This window comes from Xylella fastidiosa (genome assembly GCF_011801475.1).
Lineage (GTDB): Bacteria > Pseudomonadota > Gammaproteobacteria > Xanthomonadales > Xanthomonadaceae > Xylella > Xylella fastidiosa.
On the sequence record NZ_CP044352.1, the window covers coordinates 410098 to 429343 of the forward strand.

Consider the following 19246-nt stretch of genomic DNA (forward strand, 5'->3'; position numbering starts at 1 on the left):
TTCAGTGGTTTATAATCGGAATTATTTTTTTGAATTTCGCAGCCTCTCGTTATTTTTCGAGTCAGGAAGTTATGAATGAATTTTTAGAATGTTCTATGTGTTCACCAATGAATGTATTTTTTTCAGAGTCATTATTTATAGAAAGTTAGGAAGGATTTTTTAATTCAAAAGGAATATCAATGTGTTTTTTCGTTGCGTGATGTTTTATTTTTCCGTTATCGATTCAGTGGTATCACTTTTATATTGACTTGGTGAATGTCTTTGCTGCTGGACGTGTTTCGTTCAGTTCTATTTCAGCGTGCATTGAAACAATTATCCGCTGCTAAAGACTGGGTATGATCGCTTTCTTGGATTCGTTTCATGGTGAGGCATATCGTTATTGTTGCGGTTTATTGATCGTTTTCTTTGATTCAACAGTGTGTGAGGGCATGTGTGGTTGAAACACAGCAGCGTTAAGAGCGATCAAGTGAAGGTCATGCAGAGTGCATCGTATGTTTTGATGCTTTAGTGGATAGATTCTTTTGATTTCATCTGGTGCACTGTGTTTGTGTGCTGTATGTATCGAAACGTTGCTCAGAATGTATTGCATATCGTTACCGTAGAGTCGCAGGCCTTGTCCTTGTGCCGATGTGCTAGCCCTGGTCGGTATGGCTGCATGGGGATGATTTCCTTGACTGCTATCTCTACGCTATGTCGCTTGTTGCTTTTCCCTCTTTTCCCTCTTCAGGTGTCGGGTCTCTTCCGATGGGTGTCGGTTCGCTTCATCGGCCACTGGTATGGGTACATGGGAAGCCTATTACCCTGGGGCGTTTTTTAGCTCAGGTCCGTGGTTTGGCTGCTCAACTTCCTAGTGGGCGCTATGTGGTGAATTTGTGTGAGGATCGTTACCACTTTTTGTTGGCGTTCTATGCGTGTGCATTACGTGGCCAGGTTTCTCTTTTACCGTCTTCACGTGCTCCGGGAGTGGTTGCTGAGATTTATGCGGCTTATCCAGATAGTTACTGTTTGGGTGATCGAGAGTTATCTATGGAGGCGTTGCGTTATTGGCACTTGCCCGAGATCTTTCCGGAATTAGATGGTGCGATACCTAGTCTTTTGGAAGATGCTGTGGTTGCGATTGGTTTTACTTCTGGAAGTACTGGGGTGCCTACATCCAATCTCAAAACCTGGGGTAGTTTGGTGACCAGTACGGAGCAGGATTGGGCTGCATTTCATAGTTTGTGGGGCTCTCAGGTTCCAACGATCGTCGCCACAGTGCCGTCGCAGCATATGTATGGTATGGAGTTTTCGGTGTTGTTGCCGTTGCTGGCGCCAGTGGCGGTGCATGCTGGTCGGCCATTTTTTCCTGAAGACGTTGCGCAAGCTTTGGCTGAGGTACCAGCACCTCGTTTGTTGGTGACGACACCGGTACATCTGCGTGTGTTGGTTCAATCGGGTCTGCGTTTTCCGGAGGTTGCCGGTATTGTTTCGGCGACTGCGCCACTGGCACATGATTTGGCGGTTGCCGCTGAGGCTTGCTTTGGCTGTGAATTACGGGAGGTATTTGGTTCTACTGAAACCTGTACTTTTGCGGTGCGCCGTACAGTGTATGAACAAGCATGGACACGGTTTGATGGGGTGAGTATTGAGGTCAATGCTGATGTGACTTGGGTGTATGCCCGTCATCTTCCCGCGCCGATGGCTATCGCTGATTTTGTGGATGTGTACGAGGATGGTCGTTTTGAGGTGCTTGGGCGTCAGGCCGATTTGTTGGAGATCGCCGGTAAGCGTGCTTCGTTGGGTGAGTTGAATCGGTGTCTATTGGCCATTCCTGGTGTGGTGGATGGTGTGTTGGTGCAGATGCCGCTTGAGGCTGATCAGACGGTGGGGCGCATTGCTGCGGTGGTGGTCGCGCCGACGTTGCATGAGGTGCATATTCAAAAAATGTTGCGTACAAAAATTGATCCGCTTTTTCTGCCGCGTCGTCTACGCAAGGTCGATGCGTTGCCACGTAATGAGACTGGTAAGTTGCCACGCGAGGCGTTGTTGGCGTTGTTGGCTGATGTGTGTTGATGAAAATAGTGGGGAATGTGTGTCAGCTTTTTCAAAGGCGAATGGATAGGTGTGTACACACAGGCATGATGTTTAGTGAAGCGTCGCTGGGAGGGTGATCTCCAGGATGCACGTTGCTGTTTTTTTTCAATCGTTGACGTTCGATGTTGTCAATGATGGTGAGTGGGGACCGGGTTGCTGTGCATCAGGTCAAAGGGGCAGGATTGTGATGGGCGAAGGCACTGTATCTGTTTGAATAGTATGTGTTTGCTTAATGCGTAACACTGTGTTGGTGAATACATCTGTTTGTAATGTCAGTTGGGTGTTATTCGTCACGCAGCATTGTTTATTGGGTTTAGTTGCTGAGATGCGTTGTTTACTGATAGCTATTTTGGCGTGGCGTTGGATTTTGGTGTTCAGTATGGGATACAAATATCGGGGCATTGTCTAAAGGGTGATGGCAGTATTTGGCATTCACGGGCTGTGCGGTGGGTTGCGTGGGTACTTTTTTCGATGTGTGTGTTGCAGGCGTGCAATTGGGACGTGGTTTGATGGTGTGTGTGATCGAGTGGAGTGTTCTGGGAAGGAGTGGGTTTTATCACTCAGTCAGTAGTGGTGTTTGGTAGTGAAGTCTGGATGTCATCTCGGTTTGTAAGTTGGACAATTTTTTGTACATCCACGCGTTTGATAGGTGGTTCCAGATTTGGTGCTGGTTGTGGTAGCTGTGGAGGTTTGTTGTCTGATGGTGATGTAATGGGTTTGAAATGTGGAATTGGTGTTGGTGTTTTTGGGGTGTTCTTATTCGGTTGAATGTGTGGGGGAATGCAAGTCTGTTATGTGCTCGGAAAGCATTCACTGTGATCTTCAGTGACTTCGGAAGAGTTACTTGTTATTCGATGTTGCTCTCAATCATCGCGTTCTATGAGCATGTTAAAGGCTGCTTTAGTAGGTGAGTTCTCATTGTGTTGATGTGCTGATTGTCTTGCATGGATGGCTTTAGGGGTCAGCATTCTGCGCACAGGAGCGAAGCTTTGGCGGTGCTCTAGACATGGGCCATGCTCTGCTAAAGCGGCCAGGTGTGCCGGTGTTCCGTACCCTTTGTGTTTGTCGAAGCCGTAATGTGGATATTGCAGATGCAGTTCAACCATATGGCGATCGCGGGTGACTTTGGCCAGTATGGAAGCGGCCATGATTGTGGGATCACGTGCGTCACCGCCGACTAGAGCTTCAGCCGGGCAGGGGAGGTTTTTAGGGAGACGGTTGCCATCAATTCTCGCGGATTTCGCAACGTGAGCGACGCCTTCTACCGCTAAGCGCATACCGAGCATGGTGGCTTGGTAAATATTCAGTGTATCGATCTGTGTGCTGTCGATCATGACTACTTTATAGGCCAAGGCGCGCTCAACGATGTGAGCGTAGAGACGTTCACGGCAGGCAGGGGACAATTGTTTGGAATCGTTAAGGCCGTTGATGTGTGGTTGTGAGGGATCGAATACGACTGCTGCAACGACGACTGGTCCGGCGAGGGGGCCACGTCCGGCTTCGTCGACGCCAGCGACAAGTGCCGTGTTGCTATTGAGGAGATGTTGTGTATCAAACTTGGAGACCATTGTTACCTGCTGTGTGTGGTGCTGATTCGTGGTGCAGTGTCCCCGAGTGTTGCAGTCTATCTCTGTTGTAATAGTTCGGCGATTGCTTCGGCTGCGCGTGTCGATGCGTTGCGGCGTAGTTGTGTGTGTAATTGCAGATAACGGTTTTGTAGTGCGGTGACTTTCTGGGGATGTTTGAAGCAGTCTAGCAGTGCTGCGCAGAGGGCCGGTGCGGTGCAATCCTTCTGTATCAGTTCCGGTACAAGGTCTTCTCCTGCGAGGATGTTGGGCAGGGCAAAACGATTGATTTTTAGTAGTTTCAGTGTTTTGACAATGCGATAGGTGAGTGGTGCGACTTTGTAAGCGACGACCATTGGGCGTTTGAGCAGCATGGCTTCGAGGGTCGCTGTACCAGAGGCCACCAGGACCACGTCTGCGGCCAACATTGCAGTACGAGCGCTACTATCCAGTAGGTGTGAGTGCATGACGGGTAAGGTGGAGCGCGAGAGTTGTTCGGCTAGCAGTGGTTTGCATTGTGTGTTTGCAGCTGGGATGACGACATGTAGCCCTGGTAGATGTTCAGACAATTGTCCGGCGGCTTCTAAGAAGGTGTTGCCAAGTTGGCTAATTTCGCTATGGCGGCTGCCTGGAAGGACTGCAAGCACTGGGCTGAGGAGGGGCAGGCCCAATGCAGTTCGCGCTGTGGCACGGTCGGTTTGATAGGGAATCTCATCGGCCATTGGATGGCCGACAAAGCGTGCATCAATGCCGTAGCGTGCGTAAATAGGTGGTTCCATTGGGAAGAGACAGAGGACGCGGTCGACGCTGGCACCAATTTTCGCGGCACGTTTTTCACGCCAAGCCCATATCGAGGGACTGACGTAATGAACGGTGCGGATGTGACGCTGTTTGAACCAGCGTTCTACTGTAAGGTTGAAGTCTGGTGCGTCAATACCGATCAATACGTCCGGATGCCAAGCTAGTGCGCGTTTGCAGAATTCGCGACGTATCTTTAAAAGACGTGGTAGATGCCGTAGTACTTCGGTCAGGCCCATAACCGCGAGTTCGCTTGTGTCAAACCAAGTCTGGCAGCCCGCCGAGCGCATCATGTCCCCGCCGATGCCGATGAATTCTGCGGTAGCGAAGTGCAAGCGCAGTTGTTGGATTAATCCAGCGCCAAGGTGGTCACCTGATGCTTCACCCGCGATGATTGCGATGCGGGGCGCTTGGATCATGTCAAGGTGCCGTGGTAAGTCAGTTTGGTGTGCGGTAACGGGGTATCGGTGGGTATCTTCTGCTTTGAGGTTGAGCTCATCGTAGTAGCGGCCTTTGCGCTGTCTCGATGAATTGGAGGAGTTCTTTGATGTCGTCGTTGTCTTTGGCTTGTTCAGCGAGTTGCTGTTTTGCTTCAGCCAGTGGTAGTCCGGCTACGTATAAGGTGCGATAAGCGCGTTTGATGGCGGTGATGCGTTCTGGAGTGAAGTTGCGCCGTTTCAATCCTTCATTATTGATGCCCCTTGGACGACCAAGGGTATCGCTACCAATTAAGGTGAACGGTGGTACGTCGCCATTAATCAATGTTCCCATGCCGATGAAGGCATATCTTCCGATTCGGCAAAATTGATGTGCGCCAGAGAAGCCACTGAAGATCACCCAGTCACCGACGGTGACGTGACCAGCCAGCGAGGCGTTGTTGGAGAATACACAGTGGTGACCGACGTGGCAGTCGTGAGCGATATGGGTATACGCCAGTATCCAGTTGTCATTGCCAATTGATGTGACACCACCACCACCGCCAGTGCCACGGTTGATAGTGACGAATTCGCGGATGGTGTTGTTATCGCCGATCAGTAGTTCGGTGCGCTCGCCTGCGAACTTTTTGTCTTGTGGTTCGCCGCCAATCGCGGCTTGACCAATGAATCGGTTATTACGCCCGATCCTGGTGGGACCGTGAATAGTGCAATGTGATCCGATGATCGTACCTGTGTCTATTTGCACGTCGTTACCGATCAATGTAAAGGCACCAATCTGTACGTCTGGGGCTAACGTGGCCGATGGAGCGATCACTGCGGTTGGGTGGATCAAGGACGCATGCTTATTCATCACTGCTTCCATACTGGGCGCTTAAGACTTGACACCAGCACACATGATATCAGCGCAAGCGACGACTTCGCCGTTAACCCGCGCTTCGCCGTAGTAGCAGCCCATATTGCGGATCCGTCGTTTCATCGTCATATCCAGGATCAGGATGTCGCCGGGCACCACCTGTTTGTTGAAGCGGGCATTGTCGACTCTAACCATATAAAACAAGAGGCTGGAATGCCCATTATGGCTAAGGTTTAGTTGGGTCATCACGCCGCCGGCTTGCGCAAGTGCTTCAATGATAAGAACGCCTGGCATGACTGGATGTTCAGGGAAATGTCCTTGAAAGAATGGTTCGTTGATGGACACATTTTTCTGAGCAACGATACGCTTTTGCTTCTGGTCTAGTTCCAGTATTCGGTCGACCAATAGAAAGGGATAGCGGTGTGGCAGCAATGCTTGGATTCTAATGATATCGATTGGTAATTCCAGACGAGTGTGAGCGGTAGTGGGTGAATCGCTCATGCTTTCTCCTTACTGACGGCCATCATGCGGCGCACCAGCATATCCAGCTGTTTAAACCGTACAGCGTTTTTGCGCCAAGTACGATTGTCGGTCAATGGAGTACCTGATGAGTACTCGCCGGGGGTGTGAATTGAGTTACGTACGACCGATTTGCCGGTGATCACGACGTTGTCACAGATCTGGAGGTGACCAACGACGCCAACGTGGCCGCCAAGCAGACAGTAGCGGCCAATTTTCGCGCTACCAGCAATGCCTGTACAGCCGGCGATTGCGGTATGTGCTCCAATCCGGCAGTTGTGTGCGATTTGCACTAAATTGTCGATATGCACATCCTCTTCCAATACAGTGTCGTCAAGTGCACCGCGGTCGATGCAGCTGTTGGCGCCTATCTCGCAATCATCGCCGATCACAACGCCACCTAACTGCGGTATTTTGATCCAGTGTCCGCTTTCCATTGCAAGTCCGAAGCCTTCACCACCCAGCACTGCACCAGGGTGAATGCGTACCCGTTTACCCAAGCGTACTCTGGAGATCAACGTGACACGTGCAATGAGTTCACTGCCGTCATCAATGGTGCAATCATCGCCGATGATACTACCGGTTCCTATGATGCAGCTTGCGCCGATGCTGCTGCGTGCGCCAATGCTGACAAATGCGCCGACATGCGCGGTTGGTGAGACATGCGCGCTTGGATCGACGGTTGCTAGAGGATGGATGCCTGCTTCACGCGCTGGTTTTATGTCGAATAGTGTGGCGATCTTGGCGAAAGTGACGTAAGGGTCTTTGGCGATCAGTACTGCACCAGAGGCTGCTTTGACATCGTCGGCATGCAGCACAATGACGCCCGCGCGACTATTGGGTAGCTGTGTGAGGTAGCGTGGATTAGCGAGGAAGCTAAGTTGTTCCGGACTTGCTTGTGTGAGTGTGGCGACACCGTGGATACGGATGTTGCCGTCCCCAAACAGTTGCAGGTTAAAGCGTTCGGCGAGCTCTTGAGCAGTAAAGATTGGCATGTTTACGCTGAAAATTTTAATGTCTGGTGACTGTCCGAAGAATAACCACTCATGCGGCAGTGAATCAGACGGAATGCTGCCCCCGCGCGCATTGTAGTGCTTGGGGGGAGCAAACCCTGTGTTTTTAAAGCGGCTGGATGCTTCGCCGGATGTATTAGGAGTACAAGAAGGTTCCTGCTATTTTGCAGTTAGAATTGGCCGCCGAAGGTGAATTGCAGTCGCTCAATCTCGTCGTCGTTTTTCTTCTTTATAGGAAATGCATAGCTGATAGAGATCGGGCCAATGGGGGCACGCCATAGCAGCGCTACGCCGCTGGAGGCACGTAATTCGTTTGTTGTAAAGTTCTTTACGCCATTGAAGACGTTGCCGACGTCAAGGAAAGCCGAGATACGTGCCGATGGGCTGTCGAAAAGTTTTGGGAAGTACATTTCAGTTGATCCAACGGTCTTGAAGGAACCACCCAATGGTTGGCCTTGATTGTACAGTGCGGTCACTTCCGAGCGCGGTCCTAGGGTGTTATCTCTGAAGCCTCGTACCGAGTTGGTGCCACCGGCGTAGAAATTTTCGAAGAAAGGCAATCCGGAAGCAGTGGCCACAGTCCCGTCAGGAAGGATCCGAGTGTGACTCTTTCCGTAGTCGTCTCCGTAGCCTACTTCAAGGCGCGTGTTGAGTACTAACGCCGGGATAATTGGCCAGTATTTCGAGATCTGGTAATTGATTTTGTAGTACTTGATCGTTGAGCCGGGTAGTGTCACTTCTGCGCCAATGCGCTGATACATACCAAGATTTGGCATGAAGTAGTCGTTGCGAGTGTCACGTGCCCAGCCCAGCTCGGTGCGCCAAGCGCGGAAGGTACGCTGTCCGACTGCGTCGATGTAGTCAATAATTGCTTTTGGCGTGGAACCTGGGAAGGTCGTGATTTGGTTGCTATCTGCACCGATGACCCAAGAGACAGTGTCGTTCTCTGTAATCGGGATTCCAAAGATGGTTTGTCCTGACATACGCTTGCTGTTGTATTGCGCAGCGTTGAAGTCTGAGTAGTCTAATTTTTGGTAGGCCAAGTTATAGCCTAGTGAGACGCCATTGTCGGTGAAAAACGGGTTGGTGTAGGAGAACGAATAGCGATCTTGGTATCTGCTGCGTGAAGCATCTACGGACACGCGGTTGCCACTACCAAGGAAATTGTTCTGCGATAACTGTACTGAAGTGGTGACACCATAGGTTTTCGAGTAACCCAGGCCGACCTGGAAGCTACCCGAGGTAGTCTCTTTGACGGTATAGACGATATCCACTTGGTCGTTGCTTCCTGGAACTGGTGTGCTCTCTACGTCCACGGCTTCGAAGTAGCCCAGGCGTTGCAGGCGTATCTTGGAGCGGTCAATCGCTGCTTGCGAGTACCAACTGTTTTCGAACTGACGCATTTCACGACGTAGTACTTCATCGGAGGTGCGGGTATTACCTTTGAACAGGATCTGACGCACGGTGACGCGAGGCCCAGGGATAACGTGCAAGTTGACGGCGACGGTACGGTCAGCGCGGTTGGCTGTTGGGATTGGGTTGACCTTGGAAAATGCGTAGCCGATATTGCTCAGCGTATTAATGATCGCTGCCGAGCTGTATTCCAGCAGAACGCGCGAGAAAATGTCACCTGTCTTGGGGATGACTAGCTTTTCGATTTTTTCCTGAGGTAATACTGTGTTGCCTGTTACCTTGATGGAGGAGATCTTGTATTGATCGCCTTCTGTGACGCCGGCAGTAATGAACATGTTGTGCTTTTCGGGGCTGATCGACACTTGAGTTGAGTCAATATTGAAATCGACGTAGCCACGATCCAAGTACCAGGAGTTCAGCTTCTCAAGGTCTCCAGACAGCTTTTCCTTAGAGTATTGGTCGTCACGGCGGTACCAGGAAGCCCAGTTGTGTTCCTTGGATTCCCAGGCACTCATGACATCTTTGTTATTGAATTTTTCAGTGCCGATCAGATTGATGTGCCGGATTTTGGCAGCCTTGCCTTCTTTAATCGCGATTGTTACATCCACACGGTTACGATCCAATGGAGTGGTCGTTGTTGTCATCTGAACGTTGTATTTACCGCGATTGTTGTACTGGCGTTTCAGCTCTTGGGTAACGCGGTCCAGGCTGAGCCGGTCGAAGGTACCTCCTTCGCTCAGTCCGATCTCAGATAGGCCCTTGAGGAGTTCTTCGGACTTGATGTCCTTATTTCCTGTGATGGTCAGCTTATTAATTGCCGGGCGTTCTTTGACTTTGACGACCAATATATTACCTTGGCGGTCTATCCGAACGTTTTCAAAAAAACCGGTGCGGTACAGTGCACGGATTGCATCAGCAACTTTAGCGTCATCCACAGTGTCTCCCCGGTTAACCGGTAGGTAGGTAAAGACCGTTCCCGATGCGATGCGCTGTAGGCCGTCGACGCGTATATCGTTTGCAACGAAGGATTCGGCGGCCTGTGTCAAGACAGGTAAGCCGAAATTGGCAGCAATGGTTAGGGTAAGTAAATGGCGGGTGTAAAATCGCGTCATGTTAAATCCGATTGGTGTCGATAACTTGGGTTACAGGGTGCCGACGCATGACGACGACAGTTTCGCTTAAACACAGTCTCACCTCACATAGCGGTTCTTCAGCCGAGCAGATCGTTGTAGAACGCTAGCCCCATCAGTCCGGCGAGTAGCGCTAAACCGATGTATTGGCCTGCGGCCATGGCACGTGTGCTAAGTGGGCTGCCTTTGAGTAGTTCGATAGCGTAATACAGTAGGTGCCCCCCATCCAATATTGGTATTGGAAACAGGTTGATAATCGCTAAGCTGAGTGATAGCAACGACAGAAAATAGATGAACCATCCTACTCCTCGTTTGGCTGATGCATTGGCGATCTTGGCGATGCTGATTGGGCCAGAGATATTTTTTGCCGATGCTTGGCCAGTGATGATCCGTTTCATCATTCCCAATGAATCGGCGGTCATCCGAGCGGTCTCGCGGATTGCCAGCGGTACAGCTGCAAGTACACCATAGCGTTGTTGACTGTCGAAAGCTGGCACCGGTCCGGGATTAGTCTTTACACCGAGTAACCAGACTCCCTGTGCTGACTTCCGAGGGCTGAGTTCTAGCGCCAAGCGTTCTTCACCACGCCTGATCTCTATCATTCCCGGATGTCCATCGCGGCCCAGTTTCTGAATTTGGTTGTATAGGTCTTCGGTGGAAAGGGTCTGTTGTCCATCTACGGCAAGGACGATATCCCCTGGTTTTATGGCGCCTTCGGCGATTGAACCAGGTTCGATTTTCGCAATGATGGGTGGCTGCAACATGAATTGCCAGTTTATGCCAACCAGTGCGGTCACGTGCCTTTCATCAAAAGGTTGTTTTAGCTTTGATAATTCTAAGGTGTGCTCGCTGCGCTCGCCGTAAGGTCCGATAACGCTTAAAACGGCATTCTGCCTATCCATGGCTGCGGCCGTCAGTAGCATGCTGGCTTCGCTCCAGCTGGTGACCTGACGACCATCAATGGCTGTGATGCGATCTCCAGGATGGATACCGGCTTGTGCAGCAAGGTGTTCGGCACGGCCCACAGTTGCTGAATAATCTTGCTTTCCGATCACGAACAGTACCCATAGCAGCAGCATGCATAGCAATAGGTTGGCGAGCGGTCCGGCGGCGACGATTGCGATACGCTGCCATACCGATTTACGGTTGAATGCTTGGTTGCGTTCCGCGACTGTTACATCAGCCTCGCGTTCATCCAGCATCTTCACGTATCCACCCAGTGGGATTGCGCCGATCACAAATTCGGTACCTGAGCTACTGCGGCGTGACCAAAGCGGCGTGCCGAAGCCGATTGAGAAGCGTAGAACTTTGACGCCGCAGCGGCGTGCGACCCAGTAATGCCCGAATTCGTGGAACGTAACCAGGACACTGAAGCTGACGATCATCCACCAGATAGATGCTAAGAAATCACCCATAAGATTTTGTATTGATGTTTGTGATATTAGAGAGGGAGTGGGAAATGGGTGAGTGCTGCGTGTGTGATGCGGCGGGTTTCTGTGTCCACGGTCAGTAGAGTCTCCAAAGTGTCTGCCTCGTAACGAGGAAGTGTAGTCAGTGCGTGTTCTATCAGTGCTGGAATTGTTAGGAAACCGATGCGCCCCTGAAGAAACGCTGAAACAGCGATTTCATTGGCAGCATTTAGCACCGCAGGCGCCGTGCCGCCAGTCTGCATGGCGTCTCGTGCCAGACGCAGACAGGAAAACGTTTCGGTATCCGGATGCTCAAAGTCCAACCTGTTGTGCTTCATCAAGTCCAAACCCTGCACCCCGGAACCGATTCGCTCTGGCCAGGCGAGGCCAACTGCCAGGGTGGTACGCATGTCTGGCAGGCTTAACTGAGCGAGCGTCGAACCATCAATAAACTCCACCAGAGAGTGCACCAAACTTTGTGGATGCACTAGTACATCAATCTGTTCGCTAGGTAGCCCGAACAAATGGTGGGCCTCAATGACTTCCAAGCCCTTGTTCATCAGTGTAGCCGAATCTACCGATATCTTTGGTCCCATCGACCACGTTGGGTGGGCCATTGCTTGAGTGGGAGTGATCTTGGCTAGCATCGTGCGGTTGTGGCCACGAAATGGACCGCCAGAAGCAGTCAAAGTGACCCGATGCACGCCATCTGTAGTACGCGAACGCAGGCACTGAAAAATTGCGTTGTGTTCGCTATCGATCGGTATGATCTCCGCGCCACTGATGCTGGCCTCACGCATCAGCAGCATTCCGGCCAGGACCAGCGATTCTTTGTTCGCCAGCAACAGACGTTTTCCGGCGCGTGCTGCCGCCAGTGTCGAATGGAGGCCCGCTGCTCCGACGATTGCTGCCACTACGGTATCGCATGTGGTGCTGGCGACTAGTTCTGCTAATGCTGCTTCTCCAGCGTACGCTTTGGTGGCTAAACCAGCGGCATTCAGGCCGTCGCGAAGAGTGGTGTAGAGCGTTGCATCGCCGATCACCGCATGGTCCGGACGATACGTGCGGCACAATGCCAACAGTGCATCGACGCGCTGGCCAGCGGCTAGCAGGCTTACGTGGAACTGTCTGGGGTGGCGTGCGAGCACATCCAGTGCTGCTGCCCCAATTGAGCCAGTGGCACCGAGTACGGCGACGTTGCGGATCGGTTTAGTCATGCTCAGAAACCGAAGATGTCTTTTCCCAGTGCGAACACGGGGAGTGCGGCGAGCGTGCTATCGATACGATCGAGAACGCCACCGTGGCCTGGAATCATACTGCCGGAATCTTTGATGCCGGCGTGGCGCTTAAGCAGGCTTTCGAACAAATCGCCGATCACCGAAGCCAAGATTGCCACGAATGAAACGAGCAATAGTGATGGGAACTGGGCCATGGTTACGCCATTCAATAGACCAAAACCAGCCGCTACTGCCAATCCAGTGAGTATGCCGCCGAGGAGGCCTTCTACAGTTTTGTTGGGACTGATCTGCGGTGCCAGTTTGTGTTTACCAAAGAGGCGACCAGAAAAATACGCTCCGGAGTCAGCGGCCCATATCATTATCTGAGCCGTTAGCAGCCACAGGTGGGCATGTAAGCTCTCTGGAAATGTTGAGCCAGGCTTATCACCTGAGTGGAGTAGGACCAGTGCAGACCACGCTGGAATCACCGCTAACGTGCCTGCGGTGACTTTGACTATCTTTGCGGTGCGTTGGTTAGGGTCGGCACAAAATCCGAGGAAGCGTAGCCATAACAATGCTAGGATCCACCAGGCGATACCAATGAGCGTGGCAATCTGAAACAGCACCAGTGAGTGAGCTGAAACCCAAACCAATAACACCATGAGAAGCAGGTTCAGTGTCAGCAGCACGGTGCGTACCAAGGTGTCCTCTACCTGGGACAGCTTCATCCATTCCCATAAGCCCCATAGGAAGATGATTGCTGTCAATGAGGCTAACCAGGCCGTTGGTAAAAACAGGATCGAACACATTGCGACGGGTGCCATGACCAGCGCGGCAATGACACGGGTTCGGGTCATGCGGGTATGCTTCCTTTCCCCCGGCTGGCGATTTGTGCATTTGTTAGACCGAAGCGACGCTCCCGGCTGGCGTAGTCGTCCAACGCTTGCTGCAATACGGTCGAGTTGAATTCTGGCCACATCACGTCGGTGAACCACAGCTCGGTATAGGCGATCTGCCACAGCAAGAAGTTACTAATTCGAATAACACCGCTGGTGCGGATGAACATGTCGGGCGGCGGCAGATCAGCGAGCGCCATGTGTTGTCCAAGCAAATCTTCATCAATCTGCTCTGGTTTCAATCGTCCGGCAGCCACATCCTGGGCCAGAGCGCGTGCAGCCATCGTAATGTCCTGGCGTCCACCGTAGCTGACGGCGAGTGACAGTATTAAGCGTTGGTTGCTGGCTGTCAGGTGTTCCGCCTTGGTCATATGTTCGACGAGCGCGATATCAAAGCGTTTACGTTCCCCTATAAAGCGTACTTGTACACCGCGTCGGTGCAGTTCTTCGATGCCGCGGCCAAATAACTTGATTGACATTTCCATCAAAAAGTTGACTTCATCGGCTGGCCGGTTCCAATTTTCGCTGGAGAATGCGAACAATGTCAGCATCTTGATTCCCTTCTCCAGACAGAAATCCACGGTGCGCATGGCTGCTTTTACGCCGGCGCGATGGCCTGTGGTGCGCGGCCGTGATCGGCGTTCTGCCCAGCGCCCGTTACCATCCATGATGATGGCTATGTGGCGGGGAAGTGTGGGATTGACTGGTATGGTGTTGATCTGCATCTTCAGACCGTCATCAATTCCTGTTCTTTGGACTTGACTACCTCATCCACGCTTTTGATTGCTTTATCGGTCAGCTTCTGGATGTCTTCTTCACCGTGGCGTACTTCGTCTTCAGTGATTTCCTTGCTCTTTAGCATATCCTTAATCTGCTGATTGGCGTCGCGGCGGATATTGCGGATTGCGACTTTGGTGTCCTCTCCCTCGCTGTGCACGACTTTTGTGAGTTCCTTACGGCGCTCCTCAGTGAGTGGTGGCAGGTTGAGGCGGATCAATGTGCCAACAACGGTTGGTGTCAGGCCAAGGTCGGAAGCATAAATTGCTTTCTCAACGTCCTTGGACATATTTTTGTCGAACACCGTGATGACCAATGAGCGTCCTTCTGAGACACTGATGCTGGCGACCTGATTCAATGGTGTATCGGTACCGTAAGCCTTGATTTTGATGCCATCCAATAGTGATGGCGAAGCCCGGCCAGTACGTACAGATGCCAGGGAGTTGCGTAGAGCGTCAATGCTCTTTGTCATGCGATCCTGAGCGTCTTGTTTGATTTGGTTGAGCATCGCCTGAATGTTCATTGATAAAGCGTAGTTGACCGATTATAGCTGGGACTGGTGCTTGTGGTGCTGAGGGGGTGATCCAAGCTCTTTTTCTGGTGAATTCCTAAACGTTCTTCCTTCAGCGTAGAGCAAACGATGGCTTCGCAGATTCCATTGCCTAAGCCAATTACTCTACTTGAATTTGACTGCCAGACATGAAATGCCCTTAGTGTCTGCCTTCCAAGTCTCTTCACGCTGCTACGGCTTTTCTCTCTCCTCACATGATGCCAGGCCCAGGAGTGTGAAACTGGCAATCCTGCATTGGTAATGAATGTAGGTGGAATGTAAGCACTTGGATACTTGATGCTTGCTTATAGCCGCCGGAATAACACACTATCGTTACGTTGATGTGTGTTGATGTGTTAAGTGCGTGTGTTCCGCTGAGAAGTTATTGTTGTTGAGGAGAGGGGGAAATAAAGACCTTACAGGGGGAGGGGCTGAAGACGATATCCCTCCGTCATTTGGTACGGCGACACAACGGGTGCTTGCATTCTGCTTTTCAGCACTCGCGCTGCAGTGACAAGCTTTTCGGGCTATTGAGTCATATTGGTTGTGGTTGGTACCAGTGATGCCGAACGCCAAGGGATCCCTTGGCGTTCGGTGAATAGGTGTTGCAGGTGTGGTTTGCTACCGAGGGTTTCTGAATCGATTGAATTCGGTCTAGTGGATTGACCTTCTGGGGGTAGGTTAGTAATGGGCGGTGTATATACGCATTACTCAGAACTTGTAGTTGATCGAAGTTGCAAGTAAGTCGGCATTGATGTTGTAAGCACCGGCTAAGGTGCTACCTGTTGCGCTGATTTGTGTGATAGTCGGATGACCGATAAACAAATGTGCATATCCGATGTTGTAATCGGTTTGCTTTGATGGTTTCCAAGTCATACCGAATGAGATCCAGGTGCGGCTGTTGTCTGGCACCCGTACGCTGCGATATTCGGCGGTGGTCGGCGTCTGGTCATAAGCCAAGCCACCACGCAGCGTTAGCATGTCGTTGAACCGATATTCGGTCCCGAGAGCAACAAAAGTGGTATCTCGATAGGAAAAATTCAGTACGTTTTTGGGCTGAGAGGATGCGAAATGAATGGTGATTTTGTCTAACTTGCTCCAGGCAGTCCGAGTGACTTCAGCCATTATGGACCATCGGTCATCAATGGCATGAGTGAAGCTGGTTGTTGCGCTGGCAGGTAAGCGGATCGTGGACTTAATTTTTGTATTGATGAATGTTCCCGGTGCAGCAACCGCCAGCACTGCAGCAGCGTTCTCAGGTACAGTAAAGTGAGCATTTCCATTGTTTGCGTTGTGTTTAACCTCAGATCGGTAGCTGAAGCCAATATGGGTCTTTTCATCGGGACTGAACAACCCCCCCAGTGTGAAGCCCATGCTGGTATCGTGACCTTCGATGTGTGAGTAACCATCGGCACTACCCGGGGAGAAGCTTGGTACGCGACGCGCATTTAGAATGCTCCCGAAGTCGATCGCATTACTCAGGTTCACGTTCAAGCGTTCAGCAAACACTGCACCGCCGAACGACACGTACGGGTTAACGTCATAGGAAACGGCTATGCCTAGATCGATTGCCTGTAACTTGCTATAGATGCCGTGATAGCGTCCTGTCCAGTTGCGATCGTATTTTGTACTGAAACCGAATGGTGCGTTGAGAGTTGCCCCTAAATGCACGTTGTTGTTATCGCCAAAAGGCATGTGGAAATAGGAGTCAGGCAGCAGTGCCACCATGCCGGCATCCCCACCATTGCCGCCACCGATTGGGTTGCCATTGCGATAAATTCCTGGATTCCCACGATATTCGGCGGAAAATCTGACCGTGCTCAGATCGGCCTGGAATTGTCGTCCGTCGAGTTGGCGCATGCCGGCAGGGTTGTTGACAATGATGGCGGCGTCGTCTTGGGCGCTTGCCGCGCCTGCGAATGACCGACCCAGAGCTTTAGCGCTGTTCTCCTTTAATTGGAAAGCAGCAGCGTGCGCATTACTGATGTAGAGCACACCAGTGATGCTTAGCGTTAGTGTAGTAACGTTGACTAAGGTGAAAACACGTCTAATCATGCGGTGTTGCCTCGTTGAAGGATGTCTACTCGGGTGTTCCTTACCTGCCCATTGTGCTATCTAGCTAGAGTCAGGCAGTAGATGCCTGAGTCTCATTATCAATAGATGAGTCATGCTGTACTGCAACTACATGCGGATCCTTGCTAAACAATAATGTCTCCATCGCTGTAAAGTACGCGGCTGTACGTATGCGGAATCAATGATTTTCCCGAGTTGGTATTGGGCCAACCTATGTTTGTATCTATTCCTTCACGCAATCGACCAACCTGGCTTTGGGCGGTGCCATTGCTTTTTTTTGCTGTATTGATCGCGTTCCTGTGGTCGATCAGTAGGCCAGGCCAAGAACGCAGTACGCTGTGGCTGGATTGGGGAGCGCTGTCAGGTGGCTTCTCTCATGTGCCTGACATGTGGATTACCTCGCAGGGTGGCAGTGCGCTGCGCCTGTTTACAGCCCTGTTTCTCCATGCCGATTGGGCTCATTTGTTGGGTAATCTCGTGTTTCTGCTGATCTTTGGGTTACCAGCCGAACGTATCCTCGGGTCGTGGCGGTTACTGCTGCTGTTTCTGCTTGGTGGCGCACTGGCCAATTTGGCTGCGGTGTTGACCATCGGTAGCCCGAATCACGTGATTATTGGTGCTTCTGGTGCCGTTTCGGCGCTCATTGGTAGTTACCTGGCATTGTTTCCAGGAGCAAAGTTGGGAGTGGTGTTGCCGTTAGGGTTGTTTCTGGAGTTTATCCGGGTTCCAGCTCCTTTCCTCATCGGGTTTTGGGCGTTGCTGCAGGTCGTATTTGCTTACACTGGTCCGACATTGGTTATGGTTGCTTGGTCGGCCCATTTGGCAGGATTTGTATCTGGTGTTGTCTACGGAAGCTTTGTACGCGCTGCAATTGTGCGGCGGCTGCGTCAGTGATGTTGATTCTGAATGTGCTCGCATTATATGGTGACAATGTGTGTAACAGTACCTGCAAGATGTATCGCTAATACAAAATCAAAATGAAGTGACATGAGATGGACGTATAATCCATCTCATGTCAAAAACACTATACAAAATTATTTTCGTCAACCAGGGCAAGGTATATGAGTTGTACGCCCGTTGTGTGATCAGTAGCCATTTGTGGGGTTTTAACGAGATCAGTGAGTTGGTGTTTGATGTGCATAGTGGGCTTGTGGTCGATCCCACTGAGGAGCAGTTGCGCCATGAATTTGCGAACACTAAAACGCTGCACCTGCCGATGCAAAGTATCGTGCGTATCGAAGAGGTGGATAAGAAAGGCCAATCTGTTATTCGTGATGCTGAAACGGGTGAGAAGGTTGTGACACCTTTCATAACGCCATTCAAACCACGTTGATGCCAATGGTTATCTTGTCGCTTATCTTTTACGGCGCGCAATATTTTTTCTTACCTTAACTGATCAATGTATATAGCTTCTCAAGATATCCACGCAGATTTGCTCATGGTGGTTGAGTAGTGTTCATTTTCTTGAATAAGCAGTGCCATGATGCACTAGGGGCTTGTAACGGTATGGACTGGTGCTCAAACCCTATACTTGTTTAAGGATCAGTGTTGTAAAAGATGTCGCGTAGCGGCATCACGTGTATTTACTTTTTATATATCAATGAATTTTGAGATTTTCCGCCCATAATTTTTAAATACATGGATTTTGTCCGTAATGTCTGGTTTTGAAGCAGCATTGTGTTCCGTCAGAAGTTGAATTAAGCGAACCGATATTGCATAAAATCGTTTGTATCGTCTAACGCCGAATGTGTGTTCGTTTCTTGGCAGACATAGCGTTAGATGCTGTGTGATAATCGGCGGCGGTGAAGTCGGCTGGACAGTCGCGTCATCCGAGAGGATGCCGAGGAAAGTCCGGGCTCCATAGGGCAAGGTGCCAGGTAACACCTGGGCGGCGTGAGTCGACGGAAAGTGCAACAGAAAGATACCGCCAATATTCCTTTCTAGGATTCGGTAAGGGTGAAATGGTGCGGTAAGAGCGCACCGCGAGTTCGGTAACGGACCGGCACGGCAAACCCCACCTGGAGCAAGACCAAATAGGGATCCTATGGCGTGGCTCGTGCTGGATCCGGGTAGGTTGCTTGAGCACCGTGGTGACGCGGTGCCTAGATGAATGGCTGTTCATGACAGAACCCGGCTTATAGGCCGACTTCACCGCTTTGCCATGAATAATTGCTGTTAAGTTTCCTACTTTTGTTCGTCGATGCAGTCGGTGCATGCATTTATCAAATGTTGGTGAGGTGTTGTATTTGATTGAAGCACTGCAATGTTGCGCTGCATCGCTGCCTGCGCATGTCATTTGGTCTGGAAAAGAAACATTGGGACGTAAATGTCCGCTGAAGAGAATCGCGCAAAAGCACTTTGAAAGTGTGTATGTGACTCTATCTCCAGCATGGTCAGCGCAATACGAATGTGAAAAAGATCCGCAACAGCGGTCTTAATGTTGTATCGGGTCAGAGCCCTGCTTACCTTCTATTTGACCTTCAGCCTCAACAGCCGTGGATATGCAGAGATGATCGAGCGTTT

Annotated in this window: 15 protein-coding genes and 1 other RNA gene; 4 read left to right on the forward strand and 12 right to left on the reverse strand. The window is 51.0% G+C overall.

All coding sequences use genetic code 11. The features are described 5' to 3' along the window. The first annotated feature begins 690 nt into the window (after nt 1–690). The gene (locus tag F7G16_RS01680; protein ID WP_011097590.1) at nt 691–2052 is read left to right on the forward strand and encodes an AMP-binding protein; all 1362 of its coding nucleotides are present in this window, start codon (nt 691–693) and stop codon (nt 2050–2052) included. Between the two features lie 884 nt (nt 2053–2936). On the opposite strand, the gene F7G16_RS01685 is transcribed toward F7G16_RS01680, so the two are convergent. The 12 genes from F7G16_RS01685 to F7G16_RS01740 all read right to left on the reverse strand — a co-directional run bounded on the left by F7G16_RS01685 (nt 2937) and on the right by F7G16_RS01740 (nt 16702). Further along, nucleotides 2937–3641 carry a ribonuclease HII gene (locus tag F7G16_RS01685; protein WP_004089339.1) on the reverse strand — a complete coding sequence of 235 codons (705 nt, stop codon included), beginning with the start codon at nt 3639–3641 and terminating at the stop codon, nt 2937–2939. 56 nt (nt 3642–3697) lie between these two features. Further along, on the reverse strand, nt 3698–4855 hold the full coding sequence (gene lpxB, locus F7G16_RS01690; protein WP_004089337.1) for a lipid-A-disaccharide synthase: 1158 nt from the start codon (nt 4853–4855) through the stop codon (nt 3698–3700). 76 nt (nt 4856–4931) lie between these two features. Beyond that, the gene (lpxA, locus tag F7G16_RS01695) at nt 4932–5723 is read right to left on the reverse strand and encodes an acyl-ACP--UDP-N-acetylglucosamine O-acyltransferase (RefSeq protein ID WP_011097591.1); all 792 of its coding nucleotides are present in this window, start codon (nt 5721–5723) and stop codon (nt 4932–4934) included. Between the two features lie 21 nt (nt 5724–5744). Next, the gene (gene fabZ, locus F7G16_RS01700; RefSeq protein ID WP_004089335.1) at nt 5745–6227 is read right to left on the reverse strand and encodes a 3-hydroxyacyl-ACP dehydratase FabZ; all 483 of its coding nucleotides are present in this window, start codon (nt 6225–6227) and stop codon (nt 5745–5747) included. Next, a complete protein-coding gene (lpxD, locus tag F7G16_RS01705; protein WP_004089333.1) occupies nt 6224–7240 on the reverse strand; it encodes a UDP-3-O-(3-hydroxymyristoyl)glucosamine N-acyltransferase in 1017 nt (338 codons plus the stop codon). The genes fabZ and lpxD overlap by 4 nt, the downstream gene beginning before the upstream one ends. Before the next feature lie 188 nt (nt 7241–7428). Then, nucleotides 7429–9783 (reverse strand): outer membrane protein assembly factor BamA, encoded by a 2355-nt coding sequence (gene bamA / locus F7G16_RS01710; RefSeq protein WP_004089330.1) that lies wholly within the window; start codon nt 9781–9783, stop codon nt 7429–7431. 98 nt (nt 9784–9881) lie between these two features. After that, the gene (rseP, locus tag F7G16_RS01715) at nt 9882–11216 is read right to left on the reverse strand and encodes an RIP metalloprotease RseP (RefSeq protein WP_004089328.1); all 1335 of its coding nucleotides are present in this window, start codon (nt 11214–11216) and stop codon (nt 9882–9884) included. 26 nt (nt 11217–11242) lie between these two features. Continuing rightward, nucleotides 11243–12427, reverse strand: a complete 1185-nt coding sequence (gene dxr / locus F7G16_RS01720; protein ID WP_004089326.1) for a 1-deoxy-D-xylulose-5-phosphate reductoisomerase — start codon at nt 12425–12427, stop codon at nt 11243–11245. A 2-nt stretch (nt 12428–12429) separates the two neighbouring features. Then, the gene (locus F7G16_RS01725; protein WP_004089324.1) at nt 12430–13284 is read right to left on the reverse strand and encodes a phosphatidate cytidylyltransferase; all 855 of its coding nucleotides are present in this window, start codon (nt 13282–13284) and stop codon (nt 12430–12432) included. After that, a complete protein-coding gene (gene uppS / locus F7G16_RS01730; protein ID WP_011097592.1) occupies nt 13281–14048 on the reverse strand; it encodes a polyprenyl diphosphate synthase in 768 nt (255 codons plus the stop codon). The genes F7G16_RS01725 and uppS overlap by 4 nt, the downstream gene beginning before the upstream one ends. A 2-nt stretch (nt 14049–14050) precedes the next feature. Beyond that, the gene (frr, locus tag F7G16_RS01735) at nt 14051–14608 is read right to left on the reverse strand and encodes a ribosome recycling factor (RefSeq protein WP_004089320.1); all 558 of its coding nucleotides are present in this window, start codon (nt 14606–14608) and stop codon (nt 14051–14053) included. Between the two features lie 753 nt (nt 14609–15361). After that, nucleotides 15362–16702, reverse strand: a complete 1341-nt coding sequence (locus tag F7G16_RS01740; RefSeq protein ID WP_370447385.1) for an outer membrane protein transport protein — start codon at nt 16700–16702, stop codon at nt 15362–15364. Between the two features lie 234 nt (nt 16703–16936). On the opposite strand from F7G16_RS01740, the gene F7G16_RS01745 reads away from it, so the two are divergent. The 3 genes from F7G16_RS01745 (at nt 16937) to rnpB (ending at nt 18877) form a co-directional block, all read left to right on the forward strand. Next, entirely contained in the window at nt 16937–17617 is a 681-nt protein-coding gene (locus F7G16_RS01745) for a rhomboid family intramembrane serine protease (protein WP_004089316.1), read from the forward strand. A gap of 118 nt (nt 17618–17735) precedes the next feature. Then, a complete protein-coding gene (locus tag F7G16_RS01750) occupies nt 17736–18056 on the forward strand; it encodes a DUF1820 family protein (RefSeq protein WP_004089314.1) in 321 nt (106 codons plus the stop codon). Between the two features lie 471 nt (nt 18057–18527). After that, nucleotides 18528–18877: RNase P RNA component class A (gene rnpB, locus F7G16_RS01755), an RNA gene on the forward strand. Nucleotides 18878–19246: the final 369 nt, after the last annotated feature.